Here is a 12,577-nt window from a genome sequence, read left to right on the forward strand (position 1 = left end):
TGAACCGCCGGCAGCACGCGCGGCGCCGCGACCTGCCCGCCCGCACGCACGACCACCCAGGCGAACACGTTGGAATCCGAAAGGGAGGGAAGAGCGGTGCACCCGCATCCGCGAGGACGGTGCGGCGGCGCCACCGCGAATCCGATGAACTCTCGCAAACAGGCGCTGGACAAGGCCAACACGCTGATCGAAGCCCTTCCCTGGCTGAGCCGGTTCCACGGCAGAACCGTCGTGGTCAAGTACGGCGGCAACGCCATGGCCGACCCCGCGCTGCGCGAACGCTTCGCCGAGAACATCGTCTTCCTGCGTTACGCCGGACTGCGCCCGGTCGTCGTGCACGGCGGCGGCCCCCAGATCAGCGCCCACCTGGACCGGCTGGGTGTCACCAGCACCTTCGCCGCCGGTCTGCGTGTCACCACCCCCGAGACCATGGACGTGGTCCGCATGGTCCTGGTCGGCCAGGTCAACCGCGACATCGTCGGGCTGATCAACGCCCACGGCCCCTTCGCCGTGGGGATCTCCGGCGAGGACGCCAACCTGATCACCGCCGAACGCAAGTCCGCCTGGGTCGACGGCGCCCCGGTCGACATCGGCCGGGTCGGCGAGGTCGTCGACGTCCAGCCCGGCGTGGTGCGCACCCTGCTCGACGACGGCCGCATCCCCGTCATCTCCAGCGTCGCCCGCTCCGAAGAGGGCGTGTTCAACGTCAACGCCGACACCGCCGCCGCCGCCCTTGCGGTGGGCCTGGACGCCGGCAAACTCGTCGTGCTCACCGACGTCGAAGGGCTCTACGCCGACTACCCCGCCTGCGAGGAGCTGATCAGCCGACTCACCGCCGGCGAGCTGGAGGCCATGCTCCCGGAGCTCTCCGCGGGCATGGTGCCCAAGATGGAGGCCTGCCTGCACGCGGTGCGCGGCGGCGTCCCCCAAGCCCACGTCCTCGACGGGCGCACCCCCCACTCCATGCTGCTGGAGGTCTTCACCAACGAAGGCATCGGCACGATGATCGTCGCCGAGGCCGAGCAGCCCACCGAACCCGTGGACATCTTCGAAGGCGAGTCCCAATGAGTGCCACCTCCGACCTGCAGGCCCGCTTCGGCGCGGCGCTGATGCCCAACTACGGCACCCCGCCGGTGGCCATCACACACGGAGAGGGCTGCCGGGTCTACGACGCCGACGGCAACGGCTACCTCGACCTCATCGCCGGCATCGCCGTCTCCGCGCTCGGCCACGGCCACCCCGCACTGGTGGCAGCCGTGGCCGGCCAGGCCGCGGCCGTCGCCCACACCAGCAACCTGTTCCTGCACGAACGCGAGATCGAACTCGCCGAACGGCTCACCGCACTGCTCGGCGCCGGCCCCGACCGCGACGTGCGGGTGTTCTTCGCCAACTCCGGCACCGAAGCCAACGAGGCCGCGCTCAAGCTCGTCAAGCGCGCCGCCGACGCCGGGCGCACCCGCATCGTGGCCACCGAGAACGGGTTCCACGGCCGCACCCTCGGCGCGCTGTCCCTCACCGGCAAGGCCGCCCTGCGAGACCCCTTCGGCCCCTACGGCACCGACGTCGTCTTCGTGCCGCACGGCGACGCCGCAGCGCTGCGCAACGCCGTCGACGACACCTGCGCGGCCGTGTTCGTCGAACCCGTGCAGGGCGAGGCCGGCGTGCTGCCCGCACCCGAGGGCTACCTCGCCGAGGTCCGCGGCATCTGCGACGCAGCCGGGGCCGCGTTCGTCCTCGACGAGATCCAGAGCGGCATCGGCCGCACCGGCCACTGGTTCGCCCACCAGGCCCACGGTGTCACCCCCGACGTGCTCACCCTCGCCAAGGGCCTCGGCGGCGGCCTGCCCATCGGCGCGTGCGTGGGCTTCGGCCGCTACGCCACCGCCTTTGCAAAGGGCGACCACGGCTCCACCTTCGGCGGCAACCCCGTCGCCTGCGCCGCGGCCCTGGCCGTACTCGACACCATCGCCGACGAGAACCTGCTGGCCTCGGTCGCCGAACTGGGCACGCTGCTGGAGCACGAGGCCGCCGCCCTCGACCACCCGCTGCTCGCCGGCATCCGCGGCACCGGCCTGTGGCACGGGCTGGTGCTGACCTCGCCCGCCGCAGCGGCCGTGCAGGCGGCCGCCGCCGCACACGGGTTCCTGGTCAACGCCGTAACGGCCGACACGGTGCGTATCGCGCCCCCGCTGACGATCTCGCGCGACGAGGTCCTGGAGTTCACCGCCGCCCTGCCCGCCATCCTCGAGGAGGCACGATGAGCACCCCCGCCCCCGCCCCCGTGCGCCACTTCCTGCGCGACGACGACCTCACCCCCGCCGAGCAGACCGCGGTCCTCGACCTCGCCGATGCAATGAAGAAGGATCCCTTCGCCCACCGGCCGCTGGAGGGCCCGCGCTCCGTCGCGCTGCTGTTCGACAAGCCCTCCACGCGCACCCGGGTTTCCTTTGCCGCGGGCGTGGCCGAGCTCGGCGGCCACCCCCTGCCCATCGACTCCCAGACCAGCCAGCTGGGCCGCGGCGAACCGGTCGAGGACACCGCCCGGGTCCTGCAGCGCCAGGTCGCCGCCGTGGTGTGGCGCACGTTCGCCCAGGAAAGCCTGGAGACCATGGCCGCCGCCGGCGGCATACCGGTCGTCAACGCCCTCACCGACACCTTCCACCCCTGCCAGATCCTCGCCGACCTGCAGACCGTCCGCGAGCGCACTGGCCGGCTCGCCGGCCTCACCCTCGCCTACTTCGGCGACGGCGCCAACAACATGTCCCACTCCTACCTGCTGGGCTGCGCCCTGGCCGGTATGCATGTGCGCATCGCCGCACCAGAGGGCTACCGGCCCGACGCCGCAGTGCTGGCCCGCGCCACCGCCATCGCCGAGACCACCGGCGCCTCGGTGACCGTCACCGGCGACCCCGCAGCAGCCGCCGCGGGCGCCGACGTCCTGGCCACCGACGTGTGGACCTCAATGGGCCAGGAAGCCGAGACCGAGCAGCGCACCGCCCCGTTCCAGGACTACGCCGTCGACGAGCAGGCCCTGGCCGCCGCCGCACCCGGCGCCATCGTCCTGCACTGCCTGCCCGCCCACCGCGGCGAGGAGATCGCCGCCTCGGTGATCGACGGGCCCAACAGCGCCGTATGGGACCAGGCCGAGAACCGCCGCCACGCCCAGAAGGCGCTACTGCACTTCCTGCTCACCGGCAGCGCCGAGCCCGGCGCGAGCAGAGAGGGCGCACGGCGATGACCGTCGACGGCGCCGGCTCCGCACCCATGACCAAGACCGCCCGCCACGCCCGCATCAGCGAGGCACTCACCCGCAACGACGTCCGCTCCCAAGCGGAGTTGGCGCGGCTGCTGGCCGACAGCGGCGTGCAGGTCACCCAGGCCACGCTCTCGCGCGACCTGGACGAACTGGGGGCGGTCAAGCTGCGCACCGTCGACGGAGACCTCATCTACGTCCTGCCCGGAGAAGGCGGCGAACGGCTGCAGCGGGCCCGGCCCGATGCAACGGACCTGGAGCACGTCTCCAACGCCCGCCTGACCCGCCTGGCCGAAGACCTGCTGGTCTCGGCCGAAGCCTCGGCCAACATGGTGGTCGTCCGCACCCCGCCCGGTGCGGCGCAGTACCTGGCCTCGGCCATCGACCACACCGACTTCCACTCCATCCTCGGCACCATTGCCGGAGACGACACCATCCTGGTGATCTCCCGCGACCCCGAGGGCGGAGAGGAACTGGCATCGGCGCTGCTGCGGCTGGCCGACCGGCGCCCCTGACAGCCGCCGGCCGGGGGCGGTCGGCGCACACGCAATACGAACACACAAGGAGAAAGCACATGACCGAGCGGGTCGTACTCGCGTACTCGGGGGGCCTCGACACCTCCGTCGCCATCGGCTGGATCGCCGAAGAGACCGGCGCCGAGGTCGTCGCGGTGGCCATCGACTGCGGCCAGGGCGGCGAGGACCTCGACGTGGTCCGCCAGCGGGCCCTCGACTGCGGCGCGGTCGAAGCCGTCGTCGCCGACGCGAAGGAGGAGTTCGCCGGGGACTACTGCATCCCCGCGCTGCAGGCCAACGCCCTCTACATGGACCGCTACCCGCTGGTGTCGGCGCTGTCGCGGCCGCTCATCGTCAAGCACCTGGCCGAGGCCGCCCGTTACCACAACGGCACCATGGTCGCCCACGGCTGCACCGGCAAGGGCAACGACCAGGTGCGCTTCGAGGCCGGCCTCGCCGCCCTGTTCCCCGAGCTGAAGGTCGTCGCCCCGGTGCGCGACTCCGGCATGACCCGGGACAAGGCCATCGCCTTTGCCGAGGAAAAGGGCCTGCCCATCGACGTGTCCAAGAAGTCGCCCTACTCCATCGACCAGAACCTCTTCGGCCGCGCGGTCGAGACCGGGTTCCTGGAGGACATCTGGACCGCGCCCATCGAGGACGTCTACTCCTACACCGACGACCCCGCCGAGCCGCGCGAAGCCGACGAACTGGTCATCACCTTCTCCGCCGGCGTCCCCACCGCCATCGACGGCAAGGAACTGTCCCCGCTGCAGATCATCGAGGAGATGAACCGGCGGGCCGGAGCCCAGGGCGTGGGCCGCATCGACATGGTCGAGGACCGGCTCGTGGGCATCAAGAGCCGCGAGGTCTACGAGGCCCCCGGCGCCATCGCGCTCATCGCCGCCCACCAGGAGCTCGAAGCCGTCACTGTCGAGCGCGACCTGGCCCGGTTCAAGCGCGGCGTCGACCAGCGGTGGGGCGAGCTGGTCTACGACGGGCTGTGGTTCTCCCCGCTCAAGCAGGCCCTGGACGGCTTCATCACCCAAGCCAACGAGCACGTCTCCGGCGAGGTCCGCATGGTCCTGCACGGCGGCCGCGCCGTGGCCACCGGCCGGCGCAGCGAGTCCTCGCTCTACGACTACGACCTGGCCACCTACGACACCGGCGACACCTACGACCAGTCGATGGCGCGCGGTTTCATCGACGTGTGGAGCATGCCCGCCAAGATCGCCAATCTGCGCGACCGCAAGCAGGGCTGACCGCCCGCAGCAGACTCCGACCTGGCCGACCTTGGCCCGCCCGGACCCGGCCGCCCGGGCCCGGGCGGCCGCAGATCACGACACAGAGGACTTCCGACCGTGGCCAACGAGAGCGACCCCGAGGTCACCCGCCTGTGGGGCGGCCGATTCGCCGGCGGCCCCTCCGAGGCGCTGGCCCGGCTCTCCCTGAGCACCCACTTCGACTGGCGGCTCGCCCGCCACGACATCGCCGGGTCGCGCGCCCACGCCCGCGTGCTGCACGGCGCCGGGCTGCTCACCGAAGACGAGCTGGCGGCGATGCTGGAGGGACTGGACCGGCTGGAGACCGACGCGGCCTCCGGCGCGTTCACCCCGGTGCTCGCCGATGAGGACGTGCACACCGCCCTGGAGCGGGGCTTCATCGAACGAGTGGGCCCCGAACTCGGCGGGCGGCTGCGCGCCGGGCGCTCGCGCAACGACCAGATCGCCACCATGGTGCGCATGTACCTGCGCGAGCAGGCCCGCGCCATCGCCGGCGAGCTGCTCGACCTCATCACGGCACTGGCCGACCAGGCCGAGGCCAACATCGACGTGGCCATGCCCGGCCGCACCCACCTGCAGCACGCCCAACCCGTGCTGCTCGCCCACCACCTGCTCGCCCACGCCTGGCCGCTGCTGCGCGACGTGGAACGGCTGCGCGACTGGGACGGCCGCGCAGCGGTCTCCGCCTACGGTTCGGGCGCCCTGGCGGGCTCGTCGCTGGGCCTGGACCCCGAGGCGGTCGCCGCCGAGCTGGGGTTCCCGGCCGCCGCGGAGAACTCCATCGACGGCACCGCCGCACGCGACGTCGTCGCCGAGTTCTCCTTCGTCAGCGCCATGACCGGGGTCGACCTGTCCCGGCTGGCCGAGGAGATCATCCTGTGGGCGACCAAGGAGTTCTCCTTCGCCACCCTCGACGACGCGTTCTCCACCGGCTCCTCGATCATGCCGCAGAAGAAGAACCCCGACGTCGCCGAACTGGCCCGCGGCAAGTCCGGGCGCCTCATCGGCGACCTGGCGGGGCTGCTGGGCACCCTCAAGGGGCTGCCGCTGGCCTACAACCGCGACCTGCAGGAGGACAAGGAACCCGTCTTCGACGCGGTCGACAACCTCACCCTGCTGCTGCCGGCGTTCACCGGCATGGTCGCCACGCTCTCGTTCAACGGCGAGCGCATGGCCGAACTGGCGCCGCAGGGGTTCTCGCTCGCCACCGACATCGCCGAATGGCTGGTGCGCCAGCGGGTTCCCTTCCGCGAGGCCCACGAGATCGCCGGAGCCTGCGTGCGCACCTGCGAGGAGCGCGGCATCGACCTGCCCGACCTCACCGACGCCGACCTCGCCGGGATCTCTCCGCAGCTGACCCCGGGCGTCCGCGAGGTGCTCACCGTGGCGGGCTCGCTGGACTCCCGTTCGGCCAAGGGCGGCACCGCCCCGGCCCGTGTCCGCGAGCAGCTCGCCGAACTGCGCAGCCGCGCGGCCGGCCACCGCGCCTTCGCCGAGGCGTAAGCACCGGCGGTGGCGGAGCGGCCCCGGTCCCTCCGGGGTCGAGGGCGCCCCGCCACCGCGGCACCCGGTGCCGCCGCCCCGTCTTCCGCTCCCGCCGTTCCCGCTTCCCGCATTCCGCTTCCCGCGGGCCCCGCTCCGGGCCCGCGCTCAGCTGGGACTTGTGCGAAACCGCCGCCGCCGCGCGAGGTGATGCTGTAGCGTCCTGGGTTTGTGGGCACCAGGGGTGTTCCCCTCTGTGCAGAGTGTGACGATGCGCGCTGCCGGTGGGGGACGCCCGGCGGCGAGGAACACCGCCCGCGCGGTATACAGCGCCGGCGCGGCACCGTTCCAGCCGCCGCCTCCGGGCCGAACCGGCGGGTGCCCGCGTCCGCGTACGCGTCGTGGGGGGAACTCGATGAGTGAGCAGGGCGGCTCCGATCGCGGCATCAGAGCCCAGCTCAACAGGATCGTGCTGATTCCCAGCATCACGTTCCTTGCACTGTTCGCCGTGCTGAGCACGCTGACCCTCACCCAGGCGGTCTCGCTGCGCGTGGCCACCGGCGACGGCCGCACCGGTGTCTACCTCTACTACTCCATGGTCGAGCTCCAGCGCGAGCGCCGCTTGGCGGCCCAATACGCCATCGCGCCCTCGCAGGAGCTGATGGAGGCCCTGCGCCGCCAAGGCGGAGCCACCGACGACGCGCTTGCCGAGGTCGACTCCCGCGCAGGCGGCTTGAGCTCGCACCGCGACTCCGCCATCGCCCGATCCGCCGAGCGCTTCTTCACCGAGATCGACAAGCGCTCCGACATCCGCGACGGCGTCATGACCGAGGACACCGCGGCCCGCACCGCGATCTCCACCTACGACACCATGATCGCCAAGGGGATCGGGCTCTACGACTCCATCGTGCACAGCCTCGACAACGGCCCCTCCGCGGCTGCGGGATCCCACGCGGTGGGCCTGCTGCGCGCCCAGGAGTCCTTCACCCGCGGCGACGCGGTGCTCAGCGCCGCCATGGCCGAGGACCGCTTCACCCTCGCCCGGCAGACCGAGTTCGCCGCGCAGCTGAACAGCACGCGCAGCGGGCTGGCCCACCACGCCCCCGCGCTGGAGGGCAAGGCGGAGCAGGCCCACCAGGACCTGGTCGGCAGCGCCGTCTGGCGCCGGATGAACAGCATCGCCGACACCGCCATCGGCCACAAGCCCGAAATCGAGGTCGATCCCGCCTCCGGCACGGGCACGGCCGACCGCACCGCGCCCGGGGGCCTGGCCGACTGGCGCGCCACCGCCGACGACGCCAACGCCGGCCTGGTCAAGCTCGCCGACGCCCAGATCCGCGCGGTCATCACCGCCACCGGCTCCGCCAGCACCTGGATGTTCAACCTCGCTGTGGGCGGCGGCATCATCTCCCTGTTCGCCGGCACCGTCGCCTACGGGTCGGCCTCGCGTTCGGCCGCGCGGCTGACCGCGCGGCTGAGCCGGCTGCGCGCCGACACCCTCAGCCTGGCCCGCGACGAACTGCCGCGGATCGTGCGCCGGCTGGCCGACGCCGAACACGTCGACCTCGACTCCGAACTGCGCCGCCTCGACCACGGCTGCGACGAGGTCGGCCAGGTCGCCGACGCCTTCAACACCGCCCAGCGCACCGCGGTCAGCGCGGCCGTCAAGGAGGCCGAGACCCGCGCCGGCGCCAACCGGGTGTTCCTGGCCATCGCCCACCGCAACCAGTCGCTGGTGCAGCGCCAACTCCAGTTACTGGACCGCGTGGAACGCGAGGAGGAGGACCCCGATCTGCTTGAGGACCTGTTCCACCTCGACCACCTGGCCACGCGCGGGCGGCGCAACGCCGAGAACCTCATCATCCTCGGCGGCGGGCGCCCCGGACGCCGCTGGCGCAATCCGATCCCGCTCATGGACATCCTGCGCGGCGCCATCTCCGAAACCGACGAGTACACCCGCGTGAAGGTGCGGCGAGTCCCCGACCTGTCGCTGTCGGGCGCAGTGGTGGCCGACGTCATCCACCTGGTCGCCGAGCTGATCGAAAACGCCACCGCGTTCTCGCCGCCGCACACCATGGTGAACATCCACAGCGAGGTGGTCCCCAAAGGCGTGGCGGTCGAGGTCGAGGACCGCGGCCTGGGCATGAGCAGCGACGCACTGGACGAAGCCAACACGACCCTGGAAAACGCGCCGGAGTTCGACGTCATGGCGCTGAACCGGGATTCGCGGCTGGGGCTGTTCGTCGTGGCGCGCCTGGCCGCCAAGCACAACGTCCACGTCCGGCTGTGCCCGTCCCCCTACGGCGGTACGCGTGCGGTCGCCCTCATCCCCGCCGAGCTGATCTCGCGGACCGACTCCGCGCCCCAGGGCGGCACAGCGGCGCCCGCAGAGCCCGGCACAACGGGGACCGGCGGCGACCTGCTCGCCGCCACCCGGCCCTCGGGCCGGCGCCGCAAGGAGGTTCCCGCCGGTACCGGCTCCGGCTCCGGTGCCGGCCCAGCGGTTCACGAACGGCCGGACCATTCCGGCCATCCCGAAAACGCCGAGCCGCCCGGCCACCCCGACCACCACCCGACGGAGCCGGTCGCAGGCCAGGGCCAACCGGCCGGCCCGGCGCCGCCCGACGGCAACGGCGGAGAGCGCCCGCCCCTGCCGCGGCGCCGCCGCCAGGCCAACCTGGCCCCGCAGCTGCGCCACGACCCGGCCCCCACCGGCGGCGGCACAGGGGCGGCGGCGCCGGCGAGCCTCCGCGCCCCCGAGGACGCCCGCCGGATGATGAGCGCTTTCCAGAGCGGTACCCGCCAGGGCCGCTCAGCCGAGTCCGGCGATGCCGACCCGCCGCGGCCCCCGGGCGGCGGCGAACACACCGAGCATGCCGACCCGGTGGTCCCGCCCGAGGCGCCCCAGGTTCCCGACGCCCCAGAGGAACCCCGGTCGCCCGAACCGTCCAAGCGGCCCGAGCCGCCCGACCCACCCGGCCCGTCCGACAGGTCCGACCAGTCCGCCCCGACCGAGCCGCTCGACCCGTCCGAGGCCCCCGAGGCGCACCGCTCCGATGGCGATGCGGCGGGCGAACCGGCGCTTCCGCCGCGGACCACCGATTCGGGCGGCAACGGAAACGGGGCCCGGCCGTCGGCACCGGTCGGCGCGCTGGGCGAGCGCTCTTCGGGGCGGCCGTCGGGCCTACACACGGGAGAGAGCGAATAGATGATGATGCAGAACAACCACGCCGCAGGCGATCTGAACTGGCTGCTCGACGACCTCGTCGACCGTGTGGTCGGCGCCCGGCACGCGATCGTACTTTCCGCCGACGGCCTGCTCATCGGGCGGTCGCGCGGGCTCAGCGCCGAGGAAGGCGAACACCTTTCGGCGGTGGCCTCGGCCTTCCAGAGTCTGGCGCGGGGCACCGGCCGCCAGTTCGGCGGCGGAGCGGTGCGCCAGACCGTCGTCGAGATGGAGTACGCCTACCTGTTCGTGACCGCTGCGGGCGAAGGCGCCTGCCTGGCGGTGCTGGCCGACGAAACCGCCGATGTGGGCCTCATCGCCTACGAGATGAACATGCGCATCAAGCGGGTCGGGCAGTTCCTCACCTCCGCACCCCGGTTCCCCGCATCCATGGTGGCGGGGAGTTCCGGTCCATGAGGAGCGCCGGTGAGCACCGCAGCGGGGAACACCCGCCGCAGCCCCAGCGGGCCGTGGCCGGGTGGGAACCCCCTGCGGTCGGCGGGCAGCCGCGCGGTGTTCCCGCGCTCCGCGGCGGCGCGGGCACACGTGAAGCGGCAGAGGACCTGCTGTGCCGGCAGCGCAGGCGCGGCGGCACCGCAGTCGGCGGCGCGCCGGCGCACCGCGGCTCGGACGGACCGCTGGTCCGGCCCTACACCGTCTCCGGTGGCCGCACCCGGCCCGCCGAGTCCGGGCTGGACATGATCAGCATCGTGGTGGCCACCCGCGAACAGATCGACTGGGGGGCATTGGAGCCCGAACACGCCGCAATCCTGCGGCTGTGCGACCGCCCGGTCTCGGTCGCCGAGGTTTCGGCCCATCTCGACCTTCCGATGACCGTGGTGAAGGTGCTCCTGGGCGACCTCATCGCCAACGGCGACCTGCTCGCCCGCGCGCCGATGCCGGCGTCGGACCCACCCCACATGAACGTTCTCCAGGCGGTACTCGATGGCATCCGCAGACTCTGACACAGGCGGCGCCGCACCCTCCGGCGACGACCCCGCGGCCCGCATCCCCTTGGCGGTGAAGATCCTGGTGGCGGGCGGCTTCGGCGCGGGCAAAACGACGATGGTCGGCTCGGTCAGCGAAATCCCCCCGCTGAGCACCGAAGAGGTCATGACCGAGGCCAGCATGGGCGTCGACGACCTCGGCGGGGTGGAGGACAAGTCCACCACCACGGTCGCTCTCGATTTCGGCCGGATCACCGTCAATCCGCAGGTCGTCCTTTATCTGTTCGGTACCCCAGGCCAGGGCAGGTTCTGGTTTATGTGGGACGAACTCGCCGAAGGCGCCTTGGGTGCGGTGGTGCTCGCCGACACCCGGCGGCTCGACACCTGCTTTCCGTCGGTGGATTTCTTTGAACGCCGCGGCATTCCGTTCGTGATCGCGGTCAACCGGTTCGACGGCGCCTGCGCCTACGAGCCCCAGGAGGTACGCGAGGCCGTCGATGTCGGCACCGGGGTACCCGTGCTGCTTTCCGACGCCCGCGAACGCCAGGCGAGCAAATCCGTCCTGTTGGCACTTGTTGAGCACGTAATGCGCCGACGCAGCCCGGCGATGTCCGGTCGACCGCTACCATAGGCCCACGTTTCTGACCGAGATCCCCCGAAGTCCGAGGTCCGGCCCTGTTTCGGGCGCCGACCGCCAGGCGGCGGGCAAGATCATCACTCACTAGTCGTTAGCATTCTTCGCGTGAACCCTGACAGTATGCAAAACCCGGACAGACTGCCCCCTCGGGATCTTCCGCGGCGCCGCTCCGGCCGGCACCGCAACCCGCTGTCCTTCGATAGCTGGGTGGGAACCCCGACCCTCGTTCTGGCCGTCCCCACCGGTGGCGAGGGCGACGGCTCCGACAGCGCCGCAGACGGCGCCGACCTCGGTGCGCAGATGGGCGATCTCGTGCGCTCATATCGGCCCGAGGTCTCGATCAGGCACGGCCGCGTCGGCACGCCGGAATTCGCCGACGCTCTGGCCGGCCTGGAACCCCGCGAGGACCATCCGCTGCGCGGGATCGTGGTACCGCTGGTCACCGCGCCGCACGACTCCACGGCCGCGGCCATCTCCGCCGCGGCCGACGAGTCCGGCGCCGACGTCCGCGTCACCGAGGCCCTCGGCCCGCACCCCATGCTCGCCGAGATCCTGCACCTGCGCCTGGCCGAGGCCGGGTTCGTGCGCGCCGACCGCATGCGCCTGATCAGCGTGGTGGCGCCCGGTACCCAGATGACCGACGGCGTCGTCGTCGGCGCGACCGGCGGTGACGAAGCCGTCAACGCGGCCGGGGTCACCGCGGTACTGCTGGCCGCGCGGCTGGGTATCACCGTGCTGCCGGCCGACCTCGGCGACGAGGCGAGCGTGCACGAGGCCTTCGGCCAGATGAAGGCCGCCGGGTGTACGCGCCCGGTGATCGCCCCCAGCATCGTGGGCCCGGAGTTCTCCGCTCGGCGCCTGGCGGAGTTGGCGCAGCGCTACGGCGCCCGCGCCAGCGCGCCATTGGGCGCGGGCAGCACCCTCGCCAAGATCGCGGCGCTGCGCTATGCCGAGGTGCTGAACACCGTGGGCGCCGAGACCCCTCCTACTGCGGAGGACATTCCCGAGCCCATGGGTTCGCGCCACCGCCCGGAAAGTTGAACGCCCGGCCACCAGGGCGTGTTTGGTGGGTCGCTGCCCTACTGCGCAGCGCCCCGCGCCACAGCGGCGCCTCGCGCTTTGGGCGCGGGGCACACGCGAGTGCGCCGTTCGCTACGGACGGATCCACCAAGCACGCCCTAGGTGTGATGTCCCGGGAGGTTGGTAACGCGGCTGGCGGGAGTGCGGCCGCCGATCC

At 72.3% G+C, this 12,577-nt stretch carries 11 protein-coding genes; all 11 read left to right on the forward strand.

Features of this window, described 5'->3' with window-relative positions:
* The first annotated feature begins 144 nt into the window (after positions 1-144).
* The 11 genes from argB to ACYVD5_RS13170 all read left to right on the forward strand — a co-directional run bounded on the left by argB (position 145) and on the right by ACYVD5_RS13170 (position 12,381).
* Positions 145-1,068, forward strand: coding sequence for an acetylglutamate kinase (gene argB, locus ACYVD5_RS13120; RefSeq protein ID WP_461001280.1), 924 nt, complete (start codon positions 145-147; stop codon positions 1,066-1,068).
* A complete protein-coding gene (locus ACYVD5_RS13125) occupies positions 1,065-2,261 on the forward strand; it encodes an acetylornithine transaminase (RefSeq protein ID WP_461001281.1) in 1,197 nt (398 codons plus the stop codon). The genes argB and ACYVD5_RS13125 overlap by 4 nt, the downstream gene beginning before the upstream one ends.
* Entirely contained in the window at positions 2,258-3,238 is a 981-nt protein-coding gene (argF, locus tag ACYVD5_RS13130; protein WP_461001282.1) for an ornithine carbamoyltransferase, read from the forward strand. The genes ACYVD5_RS13125 and argF overlap by 4 nt, the downstream gene beginning before the upstream one ends.
* Positions 3,235-3,768, forward strand: a complete 534-nt coding sequence (locus ACYVD5_RS13135) for an arginine repressor (protein ID WP_461001283.1) — start codon at positions 3,235-3,237, stop codon at positions 3,766-3,768. The genes argF and ACYVD5_RS13135 overlap by 4 nt, the downstream gene beginning before the upstream one ends.
* Before the next feature lie 59 nt (positions 3,769-3,827).
* Positions 3,828-5,027, forward strand: coding sequence for an argininosuccinate synthase (locus ACYVD5_RS13140; RefSeq protein ID WP_461001284.1), 1,200 nt, complete (start codon positions 3,828-3,830; stop codon positions 5,025-5,027).
* 99 nt (positions 5,028-5,126) lie between these two features.
* On the forward strand, positions 5,127-6,551 hold the full coding sequence (gene argH / locus ACYVD5_RS13145; protein WP_461001285.1) for an argininosuccinate lyase: 1,425 nt from the start codon (positions 5,127-5,129) through the stop codon (positions 6,549-6,551).
* Positions 6,552-6,945: 394 nt separating this feature from the next.
* Positions 6,946-9,738: a sensor histidine kinase gene (locus ACYVD5_RS13150; RefSeq protein WP_461001286.1), complete on the forward strand. Its 2,793-nt coding sequence runs from the start codon at positions 6,946-6,948 to the stop codon at positions 9,736-9,738.
* A 3-nt stretch (positions 9,739-9,741) separates the two neighbouring features.
* Complete coding sequence (locus ACYVD5_RS13155; RefSeq protein WP_461001296.1) at positions 9,742-10,173, forward strand: roadblock/LC7 domain-containing protein; 432 nt, start codon at positions 9,742-9,744, stop codon at positions 10,171-10,173.
* The gene (locus ACYVD5_RS13160) at positions 10,170-10,721 is read left to right on the forward strand and encodes a DUF742 domain-containing protein (RefSeq protein WP_461001287.1); all 552 of its coding nucleotides are present in this window, start codon (positions 10,170-10,172) and stop codon (positions 10,719-10,721) included. Before ACYVD5_RS13155 ends, ACYVD5_RS13160 begins: the two co-directional genes overlap by 4 nt.
* Positions 10,702-11,334 carry a GTP-binding protein gene (locus tag ACYVD5_RS13165; protein ID WP_461001288.1) on the forward strand — a complete coding sequence of 211 codons (633 nt, stop codon included), beginning with the start codon at positions 10,702-10,704 and terminating at the stop codon, positions 11,332-11,334. The genes ACYVD5_RS13160 and ACYVD5_RS13165 overlap by 20 nt, the downstream gene beginning before the upstream one ends.
* 126 nt (positions 11,335-11,460) lie before the next feature.
* Entirely contained in the window at positions 11,461-12,381 is a 921-nt protein-coding gene (locus ACYVD5_RS13170; protein ID WP_461001297.1) for a sirohydrochlorin chelatase, read from the forward strand.
* Positions 12,382-12,577: the final 196 nt, after the last annotated feature.

The organism is Streptomonospora sediminis (assembly GCF_054778995.1).

Coding starts and splice junctions, on each gene's coding strand:
- ACYVD5_RS13150 (WP_461001286.1), top strand. CDS start 6,946: ATGAGTGAGCAGGGCGGCTCCGATCGCGGCATCAGAGCCCAGCTCAAC.
- ACYVD5_RS13135 (WP_461001283.1), top strand. CDS start 3,235: ATGACCGTCGACGGCGCCGGCTCCGCACCCATGACCAAGACCGCCCGC.
- ACYVD5_RS13165 (WP_461001288.1), top strand. CDS start 10,702: ATGGCATCCGCAGACTCTGACACAGGCGGCGCCGCACCCTCCGGCGAC.
- ACYVD5_RS13155 (WP_461001296.1), top strand. CDS start 9,742: ATGATGCAGAACAACCACGCCGCAGGCGATCTGAACTGGCTGCTCGAC.
- ACYVD5_RS13125 (WP_461001281.1), top strand. CDS start 1,065: ATGAGTGCCACCTCCGACCTGCAGGCCCGCTTCGGCGCGGCGCTGATG.
- argF (WP_461001282.1), top strand. CDS start 2,258: ATGAGCACCCCCGCCCCCGCCCCCGTGCGCCACTTCCTGCGCGACGAC.
- argB (WP_461001280.1), top strand. CDS start 145: ATGAACTCTCGCAAACAGGCGCTGGACAAGGCCAACACGCTGATCGAA.
- ACYVD5_RS13170 (WP_461001297.1), top strand. CDS start 11,461: ATGCAAAACCCGGACAGACTGCCCCCTCGGGATCTTCCGCGGCGCCGC.
- ACYVD5_RS13160 (WP_461001287.1), top strand. CDS start 10,170: ATGAGGAGCGCCGGTGAGCACCGCAGCGGGGAACACCCGCCGCAGCCC.
- ACYVD5_RS13140 (WP_461001284.1), top strand. CDS start 3,828: ATGACCGAGCGGGTCGTACTCGCGTACTCGGGGGGCCTCGACACCTCC.